Origin of the sequence: Synechococcus sp. H70.2, from assembly GCF_047462275.1 — a bacterium.
Lineage (GTDB): Bacteria > Cyanobacteriota > Cyanobacteriia > Thermostichales > Thermostichaceae > Thermostichus.
The window spans coordinates 1-15,430 of the sequence record NZ_JANSIU010000005.1; the positions used below are offsets into that span (position 1 = coordinate 1).

General features: G+C 59.9%; 16 protein-coding genes. 3 read left to right on the top strand and 13 right to left on the bottom strand.

Annotation, left to right across the window (positions count from 1 at the left end):
- Positions 1 to 1,782 precede the first annotated feature (1,782 nt).
- The 4 genes from NW822_RS06100 to rimP form a co-directional block, all read right to left on the bottom strand.
- Positions 1,783 to 2,814 carry a LysR substrate-binding domain-containing protein gene (locus NW822_RS06100; RefSeq protein ID WP_414403861.1) on the bottom strand — a complete coding sequence of 344 codons (1,032 nt, stop codon included), beginning with the start codon at positions 2,812 to 2,814 and terminating at the stop codon, positions 1,783 to 1,785.
- 128 nt (positions 2,815 to 2,942) lie between these two features.
- The gene (locus NW822_RS06105) at positions 2,943 to 3,590 is read right to left on the bottom strand and encodes a flavin prenyltransferase UbiX (RefSeq protein ID WP_414360105.1); all 648 of its coding nucleotides are present in this window, start codon (positions 3,588 to 3,590) and stop codon (positions 2,943 to 2,945) included.
- Between the two features lie 56 nt (positions 3,591 to 3,646).
- Positions 3,647 to 5,011 (bottom strand): transcription termination factor NusA, encoded by a 1,365-nt coding sequence (gene nusA, locus NW822_RS06110; protein ID WP_414403862.1) that lies wholly within the window; start codon positions 5,009 to 5,011, stop codon positions 3,647 to 3,649.
- 92 nt (positions 5,012 to 5,103) lie between these two features.
- On the bottom strand, positions 5,104 to 5,577 hold the full coding sequence (gene rimP / locus NW822_RS06115; RefSeq protein ID WP_414360111.1) for a ribosome maturation factor RimP: 474 nt from the start codon (positions 5,575 to 5,577) through the stop codon (positions 5,104 to 5,106).
- A gap of 269 nt (positions 5,578 to 5,846) precedes the next feature.
- On the opposite strand from rimP, the gene NW822_RS06120 reads away from it, so the two are divergent.
- Entirely contained in the window at positions 5,847 to 6,362 is a 516-nt protein-coding gene (locus NW822_RS06120; protein WP_414403863.1) for a TIGR02652 family protein, read from the top strand.
- A gap of 33 nt (positions 6,363 to 6,395) precedes the next feature.
- Positions 6,396 to 7,163: an MlaE family lipid ABC transporter permease subunit gene (locus NW822_RS06125; RefSeq protein ID WP_414403864.1), complete on the top strand. Its 768-nt coding sequence runs from the start codon at positions 6,396 to 6,398 to the stop codon at positions 7,161 to 7,163.
- A 7-nt stretch (positions 7,164 to 7,170) separates the two neighbouring features.
- On the opposite strand, the gene NW822_RS06130 is transcribed toward NW822_RS06125, so the two are convergent.
- The 9 genes from NW822_RS06130 to NW822_RS06170 all read right to left on the bottom strand — a co-directional run bounded on the left by NW822_RS06130 (position 7,171) and on the right by NW822_RS06170 (position 14,270).
- Positions 7,171 to 7,968 (bottom strand): ABC transporter permease, encoded by a 798-nt coding sequence (locus NW822_RS06130; protein WP_414360118.1) that lies wholly within the window; start codon positions 7,966 to 7,968, stop codon positions 7,171 to 7,173.
- Positions 7,969 to 8,094: 126 nt separating this feature from the next.
- Positions 8,095 to 9,006, bottom strand: a complete 912-nt coding sequence (locus NW822_RS06135) for an alpha/beta fold hydrolase (RefSeq protein ID WP_414403865.1) — start codon at positions 9,004 to 9,006, stop codon at positions 8,095 to 8,097.
- Between the two features lie 40 nt (positions 9,007 to 9,046).
- Positions 9,047 to 9,997: a LysR substrate-binding domain-containing protein gene (locus NW822_RS06140; RefSeq protein ID WP_414360123.1), complete on the bottom strand. Its 951-nt coding sequence runs from the start codon at positions 9,995 to 9,997 to the stop codon at positions 9,047 to 9,049.
- 151 nt (positions 9,998 to 10,148) lie between these two features.
- Positions 10,149 to 10,748 carry a thermonuclease family protein gene (locus NW822_RS06145; RefSeq protein WP_414403866.1) on the bottom strand — a complete coding sequence of 200 codons (600 nt, stop codon included), beginning with the start codon at positions 10,746 to 10,748 and terminating at the stop codon, positions 10,149 to 10,151.
- 85 nt (positions 10,749 to 10,833) lie between these two features.
- Positions 10,834 to 11,310, bottom strand: a complete 477-nt coding sequence (locus NW822_RS06150; RefSeq protein ID WP_414360128.1) for a YqeG family HAD IIIA-type phosphatase — start codon at positions 11,308 to 11,310, stop codon at positions 10,834 to 10,836.
- 4 nt (positions 11,311 to 11,314) lie between these two features.
- Positions 11,315 to 12,337, bottom strand: a complete 1,023-nt coding sequence (mltG, locus tag NW822_RS06155) for an endolytic transglycosylase MltG (protein WP_414403989.1) — start codon at positions 12,335 to 12,337, stop codon at positions 11,315 to 11,317.
- A gap of 264 nt (positions 12,338 to 12,601) precedes the next feature.
- Entirely contained in the window at positions 12,602 to 13,360 is a 759-nt protein-coding gene (pyrH, locus tag NW822_RS06160) for a UMP kinase (protein WP_414360130.1), read from the bottom strand.
- A gap of 123 nt (positions 13,361 to 13,483) precedes the next feature.
- The gene (locus NW822_RS06165) at positions 13,484 to 13,816 is read right to left on the bottom strand and encodes a TMEM165/GDT1 family protein (RefSeq protein WP_414360133.1); all 333 of its coding nucleotides are present in this window, start codon (positions 13,814 to 13,816) and stop codon (positions 13,484 to 13,486) included.
- A 49-nt stretch (positions 13,817 to 13,865) separates the two neighbouring features.
- The gene (locus tag NW822_RS06170; RefSeq protein WP_414403867.1) at positions 13,866 to 14,270 is read right to left on the bottom strand and encodes a TMEM165/GDT1 family protein; all 405 of its coding nucleotides are present in this window, start codon (positions 14,268 to 14,270) and stop codon (positions 13,866 to 13,868) included.
- A 127-nt stretch (positions 14,271 to 14,397) separates the two neighbouring features.
- On the opposite strand from NW822_RS06170, the gene NW822_RS06175 reads away from it, so the two are divergent.
- Positions 14,398 to 15,414 carry a CobW family GTP-binding protein gene (locus NW822_RS06175; RefSeq protein WP_414403868.1) on the top strand — a complete coding sequence of 339 codons (1,017 nt, stop codon included), beginning with the start codon at positions 14,398 to 14,400 and terminating at the stop codon, positions 15,412 to 15,414.
- Positions 15,415 to 15,430 lie beyond the last annotated feature (16 nt).

A 15,430-nucleotide genomic window follows, 5' to 3' on the forward strand; every position in this document is an offset into this window, starting at 1 on the left:
GCGGGGGCGCCGCGTCCGCCGCCCCGGCGGGCCGGCGGGCGCCGCCCGCGCCCGCGCCGGCCCCCGCCGGGGCTGTGGCGGCGGTGTTGCTGGCCAAGTGGACAGGGGTGCTGTTTTTGCTGCCGCCACTGCTGGCTGTGCCCCTGGGGGTGAAGCTCCCTTGGCCGGTTCGGCTGGCCCACCTGGCGCTGGGGATGGGGGTGACGCTGCTCTTGTGCTGGCCCTGGTATGGAGCCAATTGGCTGTTTGTCTTCAGCAACGGCTGGGCCTATGCCGAGACTGCCCATTACTACGTCACCTGCCCAGCGGGATCCCTCTGCTGGTGGACAGCCTACTTGCGCGTTTTGCCCCTGCAGATGAGCCCTTTTTTGTGCCCCTTGCCGCTGCTTTCGCTCTGGGGATCCCCAAGCCGGCGGGAGACTCTCCTGTGGGGCCTCTACGGCTCGGGCTACTTGCTCTACACCCTGGTAGCCATTAAGGATGTGCGCTTTACGCTGCCGCTGTTGCCCCTGCTGGCCATCCTATCAGCGGGTGGGCTGGACAAAGTCTGGCGGTGGCTGGGGGCGCGCTGGGGGCAAAGGGCACTGGGGCAGGGAGTTGGCCTGAGCCTAGCCTTGGGATCCCTGGCCCTGCTCAACCTGGGGCAGCCCCTCACCCCTGGCGTGGCCCCTCTCTGGAAGGGGATCCAAATGCACTGGCAGGGGCAGCACCTCCAGCAGGAGCTGACGCGGTGGATTGGATCCCTGGTGCAGCCAGGTTTGGCCACCACCCTAGGCGTTCTTCCCAACACTGAGCTGATTTCGTCCGAGACGCTCAGCTACCTGGCGGCTCTGCAGCGCTGGCCCATTACCTTCCGGGGGGCTGGCCAGACTCCCTGGCCGGAGCTGGAGCTGGTGCTCTTGGATGGGTTTGTGGATGCGGCAGGGGAGCAGGGAATTGTCGGCCCCTACGGTCCAGCTAAGGAGCAAATTCGGCAACTCCTAGACAAGAGTCCGGACTGGCAGCAAGAGCATTTTGATCTACAAGCGGTGGGCCGGCTGTACACCTACTTCCCCACCCAGCCCAGGGTTGTGCTGCAAGAGGTGCCTGCTCCAGTAGAGGAAGTGGAGCTGCTGCAGCTCAAGGTCTTCCCAGAGGAAGGGATCCCGGCCTGGCGCCTGCGCTGGCAGGGCCCGGCCCAAGACTTAGCCCAAACGCTAGTCTGGGCGCGCCTGGAAGGTCCCCAGGGGCAGGTCTTGGCCAAGCGGGCTTGGGTGGTGGGGCAAAACCGCCTGCAGCCCCACACCCCCGACAGTTGGCAGGTGGAGGAAATCTTGGCCTGGCCAGAGCTGGCTGCAAAAGAAGGGATCCTCCACCTGGAGTGGCAACCCCCCCAGGGAGGGCGCCGGTCTTTCAGTCAGCCCTGGAAGGGATCCCACGGCGGGGAAGGAGGATCCCCTGTCAGTCTAGGAGATCCCCTCTTTCCTCTGCGGCAGGCAGCCCAAGCGGCTGCACGGGGAGATCTAGAAGCCCTGTCCCTTTACCTCAACGCCTGGACGACGTTGCAGTACCAGACTTTCCTCACCGATCCGGATCGGGTCGTGATCCGCCAACTCCTGGAAGGGGAGCGAAGGGGGGCAGCGGGGCAGAGGGAGCAAGAGATACAAAGCTACTACGAGCTGGCGCTGCTGGAGGTGGCCCTATTGCGGCCACAAGCAGCCCAGCGGCACTTTGAACAGATTGTCGAGTTGGATCCCCAGGACAACTGGGCACGCGCCTACTTGGCGTTTTTACGGATCTTTTTTACCCATGATTTTCAGAACCTCCAGGGATTGCAACAGGAGCTGGTGAATGCTTTTCATCCCCTCTGCCAGAAAGCAGATGATTTGGATTGGGATCTAAAGGGGATCTGTGCTGTTTTTTTGCCAGAAAATCCATCTCCATTCGAGGAACCTGAGCCAGCAGGAAATCAGCAAAAGTCTTAGCCACCAACGAAAGGTGCTTGGAGCGCAAATAGACCAAATACCAAAACCCCTGGATGGGAAACTCCTCCACATCCAAAATGGCCAAATGCTGTTGCCATCCCCCTAGAGCCAACACGTGCTGGGACAAAACCGAAATCCCTAACCCGCCGATAACACCTTGGCGAATGGCTTCGCTGCTGCCTATTTCCATGCGAATGTTGAGCTTTAGGTTGTGCTTGCCAAAGAGCCGCTCCACCGCCATGCGGGTGCCGGAACCCGGCTCGCGGACCAAGAAGGGCTCTTGGGCAATGCGGGCCAAAGGGATCCGCTTCTGGCCCACCAAGGGGTGGTGAATGGGGGCTATCACCACCAAGGGATTTTCCAGAAAAGGCTGGGCTACCACATCCAGATCCTCCGGCGGCATCCCCATCACATAGAGATCGTCCATGTTGCTACTTAGCCGCTCCAGAACTTGCTGCCGGTTCAGCACCTTTAGGGATACATCGATACCGGGATACTGCTGACAAAACGCCCCCAGCAGGCGAGGAATAAAGTACTTGGCAGTGGTGACAACCCCAATGCTCAGCCGTCCCTGTTTTAATCCCTTCAGGTCGGCGAGGGTCATTTCCAATTGATTCAACTGCTCAAAGATTTTCTGGCAAGTCTGGTACAGAGCCCGGCCGGCCTCTGTAAGATAGAGCCGCTTGCCTACCTGCTCAAACAGAGGCAGCCCCACGACTTTACTGAGCTGCTTGATCTGCATTGAAATCGTGGGCTGGGTCAGGTACAACTCCTCGGCAGCGCGGGTAAAGCTTAGGTGACGGGCAGCAACCTCGAAGATTTGCAGCTGGTGTAGCGTGATACTCTTCATGGGAGGATTAAGAGAGTACAATGACTTGCTCTTGAATCATAAACCAGGATCTATGAGCCCTCAATCCAAAGGGGCTAGCCCACTCCTCTCTGGAGGGAAGAAGAAGACCATCAAGGATTGGCCAAGGGTCACTCCTCAGAGGGGAACTTGAGGATCTGGCGCTGACGCATCCCTTGCCAGCGCTGGATGAGGTTGCTGTCGATGCCAAACTGATCTAACGCCTTTACCACGACAAAGTCCACCAAATCTAGGATGGTGCGTGGCTGGTGGTACCAGGCCGGAATGGCTGGAACAATGCGTGCCCCCGCCTCTGCCAGGGTGGTCAGGTTGCGCAGGTGAATTAGGCTAAAGGGGGTTTCCCGCGGCACGATGACCAGGCGGCGACCTTCCTTGAGCTGCACATCGGCAGCCCGCTCCAGCAGATCCGAACTCAAGCCGGCAGCTAGCTTGGCCACCGTGCCCATGCTGCAAGGGATCACCAACATCCCCTGGGTGCGGTAGGAGCCGCTGGCAATGGCTGCCCCTAAATCTTGCCAGCGGTAACAGACCAGGGAGCCGCCCTCGCTTTCAGCCTGCTGTCGCCAAAATTGGGCCTGCTGCTGGGGATCCGCCGGTAGGGGCACTCCCTGCTCTCCTTGCCACACCTGGTAGGCGGCCCTGGAGACCACGACTTCGACGCGGTAATCCAGGCTCAGCAGAACGTGTAGGGCGCGCACGGCGTAGAGCATCCCCGAGGCGCCCGATATACCCAGGATGATCGGTTGGGAGGAGTTCAAGGGTTAAGTCAGGAAAGCCTTCTGCTTAAGTTTATCGACTGCCCAGATCCCCCGTTCTAAGCCTTGGGCTGGGCAATGTCAAACTCGGCATCATAGTCGAAGTCCTCATCTTCCTCAACCCACTCGTCCTCCAGTCTCTCGTCCTCTTCCAGCTCCGCCAGGGGGAGCTTCTCAGGGTACTCCTCTTCCACTTCCAGAGCAGCCTGCTTTTCCCGCCGTCGGAAGCGTTCCAAAGCAGCTGGCGTGATGAAGGGATAGGGCAGTCCTTGGGCCTGCGCCTCTTCCAGAGCCGCTCGGTAGCTCTCCACTTCTTTGATGTCAATTTTCCAGCCAGTGAGGCGGGCAGCCAGACGGACATTTTGCCCCTCTTTGCCAATGGCTAGGCTAAGCTGGTCACTGGTTACCAGCACGTGGGCCTGTTGGATCTCCGGATCCACCAAGCGTACTTCCACCACCTTGGCCGGACTGAGGGCGTTGGCAATGTAGGTAGCTGGATCCGGCGACCAGCGGATAACGTCAATTTTCTCGTTGCGCAGCTCCGCCACCACCGCCTGGATGCGGGATCCCTTTGCGCCAATGCAGGCCCCCACCGGATCCACATCTCGCTCTAGGGTATCGACGGCAATCTTGGTGCGCGGCCCCACGTTGCGGGAAGGGGGGTTGGCCTCTCGGGCCACTGCCACGATGCGCACGATGTCCTCTTCAATCTCTGGCACCTCATTGGCGAATAGGTTGACCACTAGGCCAGCATCAGCCCGGGAAACCAAAAGCTGGGGCCCCCGCCGGGATCCCTCATAGACCTTTTTGAGATAGACCTTCATCACGGCGTTAGGGACGTAGCGGTCACTGGCCAGCTGCTCCTTCTTGGGTAGCTCGGCTTCCACCTCGGGCCGCCCAAAACCGCTAGATACTGCCATGATCACCGTCTGCCCTTCTGTGCGCAGCACCCGCGCCTGCAACACCGTTTTTTCCAGGTCGCGAAACTCCTCCTGGATATGGCGGCGCTGCTGGTCGCGCAACCTCTGGGCCAGCACCTGCTTGGTTTGGATAGCTGCCATGCGGCCAAACTCCGCCTGTTGGGGGGTGACGTCGTTGGTGACTTCCCAGCCAACTTCGGCTTCTGGGTAATCCTGCCGGACCTCGTACAGCGAGATCTCGTGATCCGGGTCCCGTACCTGCTCGACGATAGTTTTGGTGGCCAAAATGCGGAAGCCCCCTGCTTCCACATCCAGCTCCACCTCGAAGTTGCGGAAGTGGTCTTCTGGGAAAACGACGTCCCGCTGAATGGTCTTGCGGTAGCGTTCGTAGCCCTTGAGCAGCGCCTCTCGCAGGGCTTCAGTAACCACGTGGCGGGGCAAGTTGCGCTCCCGCGAGATCATCTCCACCATTTCTGCCAAACCTGGCAGAGGCACCATTGCCATAGACTGTCCTCCTGAAAGAATCCAACTGACTCTGGCTGTTGCTCCGCCATTTGCAGGGGAAAAGCAAGGGTCCAGCCGACAGCTCTACGACCTCACTCGGTTTCCGCCTCAGAAAGGACAACCCGCTGCACCAAGGCGCGGGGCAACTGGACGCGTCGCCCTTTGAGGGAGAGGATAACCTTCTCCTCATCCCGACCCACCAGCTGCCCTGCCCAGAGGGTTTTGCCCTTGTAGGGGGGATCTACTGTCACCTCCACCGCAAACCCTTTAAAAACTGTAAAGTCGCGGTCACTGAGCAGGAGGTTGCTGATACCCGGGCTGGAGACCTCCAGGATGTAGTGCCCAGGGATGAGATCCACCCGATCCAGCTCCACTTCCAGGGCTTGGCTCATGACTTCGCAATCGGCATGGCTGGTTTCCTGCTCTGGGTTCAAGGGGCGGATATCTACCCGCAGAACTGGCGGATACTGGTTTGTTTGAAAAACCAGCTGCACCAGTTGGTACCCCAGTCGCGCGGCCAGAGGACGGGCCAAGCTCTCCAACTGTGGAATCAGAGGATGAACCATAGCCAACTTTCGCTAACTCAGTAAACAGCCAGAGGCCAGCCTCTTGGAGCTGGTAGGGAGAATCTTCCCTAGAAAAAGCAAAAAAGTGGGCACAACCCACTCCCCGCTTCTCTCACGGAGCTTTCCCGGGAAACGCCAGCTCGGCAGGCTTTTTCCCCAGGACCATTCTAGGCGATCTCATCCAATTCTGCCATTGGGATCCCCGAGGCCAGATCTCTATAATGTGGACAGCCCCGTATGTGCCCAACCCTCCACGGGGGGAATTTCTCATGACAGTTGCCTTTTCCTATCCCATCTTTGGCCCTAGCATCCAGTGCCCCCACTGTCGGCAGACGATTGCGGCCCTCACCCTGACCGATACCTACCTCTGCCATCGCCACGGCGCTTTTGAGGCAGACCCTGAGCAGGAGGAGCTGATCCACCTCCAGTCAGGGCGGCGTTGGCGCCTCTGGGAAGGCCGCTGGTATCGTCAACACACCCACGCCGATGGGATTCGCTTTGAGATCCACGAGGAGCTGGATCGCCTGCGCATGCAGGGAATGCGGGCCACCCAGGTCATTGTAGCCGAGCGCTACCGTCCCCTCCTCACCCCCTACCTGGAGCAGGGATCCCAGCGTCGCCCCGGCCCCCCTCGCCTCTACGGCTTGCCGGTCAGCTTTAGCTCCCAGCTCCCCGAAGGGGCAGGCGGCTCCCCGCAGCGCTGGCGAGTGATTAACTTTGAGCTAGTCTGTGAGCCAGATCCTGCTGTGCGGCAGCTGCAGTCCCAGCTGCAGCTCTGTGACTAAGCTGAAGCAAGGCATTTCCCCCTCCCAGGCAGAATGGATTGGTTCCAGCGGCTCGGCAGCAGTTTTCTTCTGGCTGGTCAGGTGACCCTGCACCTCCTACAGGGCCGTATCCATCGCCGCAACACTCTAGAGCAACTGGCAGCGGTGGGGTTGGAGTCGCTGCTAATTGTCCTGATTACGGCGGTGGTGATTAGCGGCGTTTTCACCATCCAGGTAGCTCGAGAATTCCTCAACTTTGGGGCCTCTTCTCTAGTGGGGGGGGTTTTGGCCATTGCCCTTGCCCGCGAGCTGACGCCAGTGGTAACGGCGGTAATTCTAGCCGGACGAGTGGGGTCTGCCTTTGCTGCTGAGCTGGGCACGATGAAGGTAACTGAACAGATCGACGCCCTTTACCTGTTGCGCACTGATCCGGTGGACTACTTGGTGATCCCACGGGTGTTGGCAGCGGGGCTGATGCTGCCGGTGCTCGCCATCCTCTCCCTCCTGACGGGGCTGCTTGGGGGAATGGTCATCTGCGCTTCGGTTTACAACATTTCTTCTTCCGTCTTCCTGACCTCGGCCCAGACCCTCCTCACTGCTTGGGATTTAATTGTCTGCTGCTTGAAGGCGATGGTGTTCGGCGCTCTCATTGCCATCGTCGGCTCCAGCTGGGGCCTTTCCACGAGCGGGGGGGCCAAGGGGGTGGGGCGCTCCACCACCGATGCAGTAGTGACGGCGTTGCTGGGAGTGTTTGTAACCAACTTCCTTATCTCTTGGCTGGCCTTTCAGGGGCCAGGCAGCGCTCTTGGCCGCGTGCTGTAGCCCCTCTTTAGCGGCCTCGCTGCTGGCGCGAGCGGTTGAGTAGGGGAAATCCTATCACCGCAACTAAGGTTACCAAGATGATGACGGTGGAGAGGGCGTTGATCTCGGGCGTTACCCCCCGCCGCGCCATGCTGTAGATCAAAATGGGCAGGGTCTGGCTTTCGGGGCCACTGGTGAAAAAGGAGATAACAAAGTCATCTATCGAAAGGGTAAAGCTCAGTAAAGCGGCAGCTAGGATCCCTGGCATGGCCAACGGCAGGGTAACGTGGCGCAGCTTTTGCCAGGTGTTGGCGTAGAGGTCGTAGGCAGCTTCTTCCAAGGCGGGATCCAGAAGCTGGAGGCGGCTGCGCACCACAATGGCCACAAAGGCAATCTGAAACGTAATGTGAGCCACGATCATCGTTCCCAGGCCCAGCTCAAACCAGCCAGTGTAGGCGCGCACTAGCTGGTAAAACAGCAGCAGCCCAACGGCCATCACAATATCGGGGATGGCTACCGGCAACAGCAGCAGCCCTTGCACCATCGTTTTGGCGGGGAAATGATAGCGGTAGAGGCCGTAGCCCAACAGGGATCCCAGTAGGGTGCTAACTAGGGTGCTGACCCCCGCCAAGACAACGGTATTTTGCATTGCCTGCCAGATGGCAGCATTGCGAAAGAGAGCCAGGTACCAATCGAAGGTAAAGCCCGTCCACACCAGGCCAAAGCGGGCGCGGTTAAAGGAATAGATGGCAATGAGCAAAATCGGCAGGTAGAGAAAGCCGTAGGTAGCATAGCTCACACCCTGCAGCCAGATGCGTCTCTTCACCAATCCGCTCTCCCTGCAGCCTTTAGGCCCGTTCATCTACCCCTTAAGTCTACAGGCATCTCCCCTGCGGCAGACCGTGCCCTGCCTAGAGCTGTCCGTTGGGGGAAGCCGGAGGGGAGGCGGGGCCTACTCCTGAGATCTGCTTAGGCCCTCCAGAAACTCTCGCAGCAAAGGCAGAACTTGCTCGGCATGGAGAGCAGGAATAGCGTGGCTGGCCCCTGGCAGGATCCGGAGCTGGGCGCCAGGGATCCCCGCGGCATAGGTCTGGCAGTGCCAAAGGGGAATGGTCTCGTCCCGCTCGGCGGCCACCACCAGGGTGGGAACCTGAATGGCCTGCAGCTGACGCTCGACCGTATCGAGAGCCGCTTGGGGGCGCAGCCGCTGGCGGAGAAATTGGCGGGCCACCGGCTGTTGGCGCAGGGATCCCCGCAGCCACAGCAGCCAAGCCAGCTTCTGTTCCCAGCGTCCCCAGTGAGCCAAGGGGATGGCAGCCCGCAGCAGCCTATCAACCCAGGCGCCTTCCCGCAGCAAAAGTCGTAGGTGGCGGTAGCGTTTGACAAAGCTGTCGTCGCGGATCCCGGCAGGCGCCAGCAAGACCAACCCCCGCAGCGGGTAGCGGATGGCATAGGCCGCCGCCACCCACCCCCCAAAAGAATGACCCACCAATACGGGCTTGGGCAAACCCAGCGCCTGGACAAACCCCCGCACAAACTCCACTTCGGTGGCAATATCGTAGCGCAGGGCTGGTTGGCTGGACTGTCCAAACCCCAGTAAATCCAGGGCAAGGCAGTGGTACTGGTCGCCCAGTCCCTGCATCAGCGGCCACCAGTTGGCGTGGGTGGCCATGAAGCCATGTAAAAACAGCAGGGGGGGTTCCCCTTCTCCCCACTCCCGATAGGCAGCCCAGCAGGACTCTGCTCCCGCAATCTTGAGTCCCTCCAACTTCACCCTCTGCAGCGGTATTTCTTGAATGCAGGCCCTTAACTCCGCCAAACGCCGCGCCAAGGGCAGTCGTTCTAACAGCTCCTGCTCTTTCATCCGCTTCGATCCCCCTGAGCCGCTTGGAAAACGCTACACCTCAAGCCAGCAACTGCAGGTAGCGCGGAGGCGTTTTTAGCCAGTCCTGGTAGCCCAGCAAACCCTCGCGGAAGCGGGTGGCTGCTTGCGACTGGTAGCGCTCAGGGTTGTAGGCTAGCCAAAGGGTGCGCCGTATCTGCAGCCCTTCCACCTCTAGCTTGCGCAGCCGCCCCTGCTCCAGGTCAGATCCCACGGCCACCATTGACAGAAAGGCCACCCCTAAGCCTGCCTGGATGGCATTTTTAATGGCCTCAATTGAACTGAGCTCTAGGCGCACCTGCAACTGGGCAGGGTTAATGCCGTGGCGACTGAGGGCTCGGTCGATAGTCTGCCGCGTGGAGGACTGGGGATCCAGGGTAATAAAAGGCAGCGTCACCAGCTCTGTTAGGGCAGCAGCGGCAGGGGTGCAGCCGGGGGCACCAACCAACACGTATTCATCTTCCGCCACCGCGATTACCTTCAAATGCTGCTGCAACTCAAACGGGATTTCCCCCCCAACCACGGCCAGATCCAAGCGCCCGTCGACCAGCTTTTGAGCAATTCGCCGAGTGGATTGCACCAAAAGTTGCACAGCTATGCCGGGGTAGCAGCGGTGGTACTGGGCAATCAAAAAAGGCATCACATAGGTGCCTACCGTTTGGCTAGCCCCCAACACCAAGCGCCCCCTTCCCATCTCCCGCACCTCTGCCAGCGCCTGAACGGCCTCCCGGCAAAGCTTGAGGATGCGCTCGCTGTACTGCAGCAACACTTGTCCCGCATCCGTCAGCTCCACCCTACGCCCGCCCCGGTCAAACAGCATTACCCCCAGCTGGCGCTCTAGGTTCTGCACTTGTAAGCTAACCGCTGGCTGGGAGATAAACAGACTGTCAGCCGCCCGGCGAAAACTTCCCTCCTGGGCGATGGCCTGGAGAATGAGAAGCTGATCTAGGGTAAACGGCAATCCATCGGCCATAGAGAACTCCAAATGCCGGCGTGGATCCTCTAAGGACCTGGCTGTCGGCGCCAAGAGCCCCCTCGAGATCCCACTATAGTGCGACCCATAAGCCAGAGTAATCAGTGGCTAGGGCAGGTAAATAGCCGCCCTCTGTTCGGCAAAGAAACTCCTAGCGGGGGCCATAGGGCGCCCAATAGCCGCGACCTTGTTGCTTTGCGGCATTGGCGGCTTCCCTGAGAATAGGTCCGTACTTGAGGCCATCCGTTTGCTGTGCTAGCAGGCCATGCCCCAAAAACAGCATCTCCTGGTTGATGAGGGTATGGGCCCGCCAGACGTAGGCAGGCAGGGTCGGCCCAGGAGCCAGGGTTGGATCCAACTCCAAGAACACCTCGCGCTCCAGCAAGGTTGTCTGCAGGTATTGGCCGGCGTTGTCGATTGGCAAAGGGGTTTGCCCCCGCAGCTTCGTCCAAGTGGGGTTGATCCCCGCCGGCAAGGGATCAACCCCAATCAGCTGCACTAGCCGCACCTGCAAGTCCCCTTCGATTTGCACAGCCAGGGTGTTGGAGTTCACTATCCGAAGGACTTCTGCCCGTTTGAGGCTGCGCAGATCAGGGCGGGCCACCAGGGTCAAGGCCCAGCCAGGACAGGCCACAACCAGCAAGGGCACAGCCAGCAGGCTGCTCAGCCAACGCCGTCCCTGGGACTTGGAGCGGTGGGGAACTGGCTTTACCCGTTGCAGGGCAGATTTGACGAGAGAAAGGGATCGCATGGTCGGCTTTGCCTTTCACACTGCTCTTCACCGCCAGCCAGGGGTGGCTCACCTCGTTACTTTACAAAAAACAGGGGCCAAGGGGTCAGCTTGGCAGGATTTGCTGCCGTTCCCCTGGGCCAGGCCAGAGGGCATTGACCAGCACGGTCACCAAGCCCAGCCGGTTGCCTGCCAGAATATCCGTCCAGAGGCGATCGCCCACTATGGCTACCGCCTCCACCGGCAAGCCCATTTGCGCCACAGCTCGCCGCAGGGCGCGCCGTGAGGGTTTGCCCGCCCTGTGAATGAAAGGGAGGTTTAAGCTCTCGCCAATTTGCCGAATCCGGTTGCCGTTGAGGTTGTTGCTCACCAGCCAAATTTGAAAGTGGGGGCGCAACTGCTCTAGCCAAGCAGCTACTGCTGGATCCACCTCAGTCTGACGGATCGGCACCAGCGTGTCGTCCACATCAAAGATAATGCCCCTCACCTGCCAAGCCCGCAGCTCTTCCGCCCGCAGCTGCAGGACAGTGCCCTTCACAACCACATCCGGCTGCAGCAGCTTAAACCAAGGCTTGCGGACCATCTTTCTAGGGACTTGTTGGCGAGGGGGGCTGGGAGAGCTGGCTAAGAATTTGCCGTTGGGCCGCCTCGTGCTCCGCTAGGGTTTTGCTGAAAACGTGGGTGCCATCGTAGCGGGCCACAAAATAGAGGTAGTCAGTCTCCTCAGGCTCCAAAACCGCCTTCAGGCTGGCCAGCCCAGGGTTGGCAATGGGGCCGGGAGGCAGGCCGCGGTTAAGGTAGGTGTTGTAGGGGGAGGGGGTGCGCACCTCGGCGAGGGTAAGACGGCGCGTCGGCGTTTGCCGGATGTTGAGGGCATATTCTACGGTTGGGTCGGCAGCCAGGGGCATTCCCGCTTTGAGGCGGTTCAAAAAGACGCCTGCAATTAGGGCGCGCTCTTCTGGCACTACAGCCTCCCGCTCCACAATGCTGGCCAGGGTGACCCATTCGTGCAACGAGAGAGGGGTGACGTGCTGCCGAAACAGGGGCAGGGCCACCGTGGCAAAGCGCTGCAGCATCGCGTTGATGACTAGCTCAGCCTTCTGGCGATCCGGCAGGGATCCCTCCAGCTGCTCAGCGGGGAAGAAATAGGTGTCGGGGAAGAGGTAGCCTTCTAGGGAGCTGAGGTTGGGAGGCAGCCAATCCAGGGGAGGGATCACGCGAGCCGTAGCAATGAAAACCTCAGCTGACACCCAGTTGCGCTCCGCCAAAGCCTCTGCAATTTGTTGAATCCGCCAGCCCTCCGGGATGGTGAGCCGCCGCTGCAGAATGCGGCCCTGCCGCAGTTGCTGAGCCACTGCCAGCATGTCTTGGTTGGGATCCAGAGCGTAGGTGCCTGCCTGAAACACCCAGTTGCGCCCAAAGGTGCGGCTCCACAGCTCCCAGGCTAGAGCCGAGCGGATCACTCCCGCCTGCTGGAGTTGTCTCCCAATCTGGCGGCTACTGCTGCCCGGCTGAATCGTCACTTGGATTGGCTCTAAACCCCCTACTGGCTGGAGCCAGGTCTGCCATCGCCAGTAGCCCAATCCCGCTGCCAGCACTAGCAGAACCATCAAGCTCTGGCAAAGGCGCTGCCCAGCCACTCGGGGTGCCCTAGCGCTTTGCCTAGCAGAGAGGGGATCCCGGTGAAGCCAATCTGTCATCTTCCAATGGCGTAAACTCTAGGCGCTGGCATGAGCGTTGGGTTGACATCCTCCCTGCCCTGAGAGGTGGGAAGAGTACCCCGTTCTCCGGTTGTTGGCAGCAAAACCATCGTACGTGCTATCTGCTCCGCCTGCACCAGCAGCGCGAAGCGCTGGGACTCTTGCCCCTTTTGCTCATGACTTCTCCTGCTGGCAAACAGGGATGCCGTTGCTTCCAGAACCCCTTTGGCCAATCCAGGTGCCAATGGGCTCCCCCTGCACTGCACGGTAAATGTTGCCAGGAGTGGTCAGGTCAAAGACAACGATAGGGAGTTGATTTTCCTTGCAGAGGGCAATGGCAGTACTATCCATCACCCGCAGATCGCGGGTCAACACCTCTTGGTAGCTAAGGACATCGTAGCGGCGAGCCTGAGGGTGAGTTTTGGGATCTGCATCGTAAACCCCGTCCACCTTGGTAGCTTTGAAAATAACTTCTGCCTCGATCTCGGCTGCCCGCAAGGCGGCCGTGGTGTCAGTGGTAAAAAAGGGGTTGCCGGAGCCTGCCCCGAAAATCACCACTCGCCCTTTTTCCAGGTGACGAATAGCACGGCGACGAATGTAAGGCTCGGCCACCTCCTGCATGGCAATGGCCGTCTGCACTCGCGTCGGGATCCCGGCCCGCTCGATGGCATCCTGCAAGGCCAGGGCGTTGATGACAGTGGCCAACATGCCCACGTAGTCCGCAGAGGCTTGATCCATTCCCTGGGCAGCCGCCTCTTGGCGCCCGCGCCAGATGTTGCCCCCTCCCACCACGATGGCCACCTGGACCCCGGCTTGCACTACCGCGGCTACCTCGTTGGCAATGAAGTTCAAAACTTTGGGGTCGATCCCATAGGAACGCTCCCCCATCAGGGCTTCGCCACTTAGCTTCAGGAGAATCCGTCGGTATTTCATACTCGTCCGCTCCAGCCCACCCCTGCAATACAATAGCAGGTTTGCGCGGCTAGCTCCCTGGGCAGCGTCCAGGCCGCCACCCAGAGGGCAGAGCGCTCCTAGGGTAGGGCCGTTCCAAGCCTCTTAGCTGCCGGCAGCTAGGGATTCTCCCAGCAAGCCTAGGCCAATCAGCACAAACCCCACGCCGGCCAAGGTTTTCATCCAACGCGGGGGGATAAGCCGCGCCACCCAGGCCCCTGCCCAAACCCCGATAAAGCTGGTGCTAATGAGGGCAGCGGCAGCCCCACAAAAGATCACCGTTAGGTCTTGCGAGCGGGCACTGAGGAGCAGGGTAGCCAATTGGGTTTTGTCGCCCATTTCGGCCAGCAGGATTGAGCCAAAGCTGACCAGAGCAGCCCGACTGGCTATTTGCCTGAGGGAAAAAGAGGAGGCCTGGCTACTGTTTTCTTGGTTCACCACGTTCCTTGGCTGATCCTCCGAACTTGGGGGTGGTTGTCTAGAAAAGCTAGCCCTGGCGAAGGTGAGCACCCTGCCATTCTCGCCACAGCACGTAGACTCCAATCATCAGAAAACCCACACCCGCCAACCATTCTATCCAGGCTGCCGGGATCACCTGACCCAGCCACCCCCCCAACAATACACTGAGCAAACTGGCGGTAACCAGGGCACTGGCCGAGCCCAAGAAAATTGCCCAGGGAGACTGGGATTGGGCGCTTAGAAGCAAGGTTGCCAACTGAGTCTTGTCGCCCATTTCCGCCACAAAAACGGTTAAAAAGGTTACCAGCCACAGTTGCAGCGGCGATCCCTCCGCCAAGTTGCTCTCAGGAGCAAAGCTTACAAGAGGCGGCGGTAGGGCTAACCCCAAGGTACTTAGCCCCAACTGCTCCAGCCAAAAGCGCAGTAAAGCCATAGCCTCCGCCTCCGCAACCGCCCTCACTTAGCTTAGCGCCAGCTTACCGCATCGCCTAGCCGCTTAGCTTCCTGGCAGCCCCGCGGAGAGTAAGATAGAAAAAGGGGATCCACTTTACCGGCGCGCTATGACCACCACCCTTGAAGTACCTCAGCGAGGCTTACCCGTCACCATCATCACCGGCTTCCTGGGGAGTGGGAAAACCACCCTCTTAAACCACATCCTCAGGAATCAAAAGGGGATGCGCACGGCGGTACTGGTCAACGAATTTGGCGAGATTGGCATCGACGGCGAGCTGATTGTCTCCAGCGAAGAAGACCTTGTAGAGCTCAACAACGGCTGCATCTGCTGCACCATCCGCGATGACATTGTCGAGAGCGTGCTGCGCCTGATGGAGCGCTCCGACAAAATCGACTACCTGGTGGTGGAGACCACAGGGCTGGCGGATCCCTTGCCGGTTGCCCTCACCTTTTTGGGGCCAGAACTGCGGGATCTAACACGACTGGACTCGATCATCACCCTTGTGGATGCCAGTAACTTCGCCCCTGACCTATTTGACAGCGACGTCGCCTACAGCCAAATTGCCTATGGAGACGTCATCCTCCTCAACAAAATCGACCTGGTCGAGCCGGCAGAGGTCGAGCGCTTGGAAAAACGCATCCGCGAGATCAAGGAAGATGCCCGCATCTTGCGCACGGTCAACAGTGTTGTTCCCCTAGAGCTCATCCTGGATACGGATCTGTTTCAGTCCAGCTCCCTGCCCCAGCAGGAGACTCACGGCACTGAGCCTGAGCACGACCACGAACACGGCCACGAGCATGACCACTCGCACCGCAGCCACATCGAGGCCGATGGCTTTAACTCCCTCTCCTTTGAGAGTGATCGGCCTTTCTCTCTAGATGCCTTCCAAAACTTTCTCAATGAGTTGCCCGAGGCGGTCTTTCGGGCCAAAGGGATCCTGTGGTTTGAAGAAAGCCCAGAGCGGTATATCTTCCACCTCAGCGGTCGACGCTACACCCTCAGTAGCGATGAGTGGCCTCGCCAGCCCAAAAACCAGTTGGTGCTCATCGGCCAGCACCTCGATACGGTCAAGCTGCGGCAACAGTTGGAAGCCTGTCTTGTCCCTGCCCCCGTCCAGGGCTAAGGGCTGGGTGGCAGCC

Coding starts and splice junctions, on each gene's coding strand:
- rimP (WP_414360111.1), bottom strand. CDS start 5,577: ATGGTTCATCCTCTGATTCCACAGTTGGAGAGCTTGGCCCGTCCTCTG.
- NW822_RS06135 (WP_414403865.1), bottom strand. CDS start 9,006: ATGAAAGAGCAGGAGCTGTTAGAACGACTGCCCTTGGCGCGGCGTTTG.
- NW822_RS06120 (WP_414403863.1), top strand. CDS start 5,847: ATGACAGTTGCCTTTTCCTATCCCATCTTTGGCCCTAGCATCCAGTGC.
- NW822_RS06150 (WP_414360128.1), bottom strand. CDS start 11,310: ATGGTCCGCAAGCCTTGGTTTAAGCTGCTGCAGCCGGATGTGGTTGTG.
- mltG (WP_414403989.1), bottom strand. CDS start 12,337: ATGGTTCTGCTAGTGCTGGCAGCGGGATTGGGCTACTGGCGATGGCAG.
- NW822_RS06170 (WP_414403867.1), bottom strand. CDS start 14,270: ATGGCTTTACTGCGCTTTTGGCTGGAGCAGTTGGGGCTAAGTACCTTG.
- pyrH (WP_414360130.1), bottom strand. CDS start 13,360: ATGAAATACCGACGGATTCTCCTGAAGCTAAGTGGCGAAGCCCTGATG.
- NW822_RS06100 (WP_414403861.1), bottom strand. CDS start 2,814: ATGAAGAGTATCACGCTACACCAGCTGCAAATCTTCGAGGTTGCTGCC.
- nusA (WP_414403862.1), bottom strand. CDS start 5,011: ATGGCAATGGTGCCTCTGCCAGGTTTGGCAGAAATGGTGGAGATGATC.
- NW822_RS06125 (WP_414403864.1), top strand. CDS start 6,396: ATGGATTGGTTCCAGCGGCTCGGCAGCAGTTTTCTTCTGGCTGGTCAG.
- NW822_RS06145 (WP_414403866.1), bottom strand. CDS start 10,748: ATGCGATCCCTTTCTCTCGTCAAATCTGCCCTGCAACGGGTAAAGCCA.
- NW822_RS06175 (WP_414403868.1), top strand. CDS start 14,398: ATGACCACCACCCTTGAAGTACCTCAGCGAGGCTTACCCGTCACCATC.
- NW822_RS06140 (WP_414360123.1), bottom strand. CDS start 9,997: ATGGCCGATGGATTGCCGTTTACCCTAGATCAGCTTCTCATTCTCCAG.